Below are 1,135 nucleotides of genomic sequence, written 5' to 3' on the forward strand. Positions count from 1 at the left end.
CTTTTTAAAAATTGAGGAATTGAGAATTAAATAAGGATAAAAATGAGCCAAACAAACAATAACACAGAAATCAAAGAGCAAGACACTCAAGATGAAATCATTTGGGAGTTAAAAAGAAAAGTTACTTTTATGATATTTTGGGCTTATGGTAGTTATTTTGGTTTTATTATATTTGTATGTTTTTTGCTGTTTGTTAGTGGAAATAAATTTAAAGTCGATAATTGGAAAGCTTATGTTGTTATGATTGTTATCGTATTTGCAATTATATTTTTTACAAAAAGGCTATATCGTTCTTTAAATTTGAAAAGAATGTATATCGATAATAATTATAAATTATATATTGAAAAATATATAGGAAAAGACCTAATATTAGAATCTGGGAGTTATGTTATCGGTATGGAGTCTAATTTTTATCTCGGCATAACAATGTCATCAATAGCTAAAATTCTTTCATTAAATTGTAATGGTAAGGAATTATATGGTTTTATTGAATCCGCTAATACAAATTTTAATGAACTTGCAAATTTTACAAAAAGTCATCTTATAAATTATCTTATTAGTTGTGAGAATAATAAATATCTTAAAGCTGCTGCTATCTATGGGTTATTTCAACTTGAGCAGTATTACAATATAGATCTTAAAGAAATTGATAAGATAAGATTGGATAAAAATGAGTATGGAAAATAACAATACCATTTATGGAAGTTTAGAAATCAGAAAAAAGATAGATGATAAATTTGCACTAAATCAAAATTCTGCAAATATAAGAGATTTTGGGAACATTGGAACACTTGCTTCTTATGGTATGTCAATAACTGGAGCAACATCTGGAAAAATATTAGAACAATATATGATTAATCAGAGTGTTTCAACTAAAGTAATAACATTTTATAAATATAAAATTATGGGTAATTTTGGTATTTTAAGTTATTTGTATAAAAAAGCAGAAAATAAATCTAACACAAGAGCTTTTGGTGAAATTGCTGTTGAAACAGCAATTGGAGCACTAGCAACATCGCAAATAGCTATAAATACTATAGAAATTGGAATTTCTTTCATTTCTCGTATTGCCGCAGGTGCAGCAACTGGAGCAGCTATAGGCTCGAGCTTTCCTATTGTTGGGACAGTGGTGGGT

General features: G+C 27.5%; 2 protein-coding genes. Both read left to right on the top strand.

Annotated elements, in window-relative coordinates; translation table 11 throughout:
* Nucleotides 1–42 precede the first annotated feature (42 nt).
* Nucleotides 43–687: a hypothetical protein gene (locus ELQ12_RS10795; RefSeq protein WP_070261730.1), complete on the top strand. Its 645-nt coding sequence runs from the start codon at nucleotides 43–45 to the stop codon at nucleotides 685–687.
* Nucleotides 671–1,135 (top strand): hypothetical protein (locus tag ELQ12_RS09685; RefSeq protein WP_134264753.1); only part of this gene is annotated, 465 nt, incomplete at its 3' end. The genes ELQ12_RS10795 and ELQ12_RS09685, both read left to right, overlap by 17 nt.

Source organism: Campylobacter sp. US25a (genome assembly GCF_004379075.1).
In the GTDB taxonomy this organism is placed as follows: domain Bacteria; phylum Campylobacterota; class Campylobacteria; order Campylobacterales; family Campylobacteraceae; genus Campylobacter_D; species Campylobacter_D jejuni.

What these genes read in the sequence shown, in the direction of transcription:
- ELQ12_RS10795 (WP_070261730.1), top strand. Translation starts at nt 43, where the DNA reads ATGAGCCAAACAAACAATAACACAGAAATCAAAGAGCAAGACACTCAA.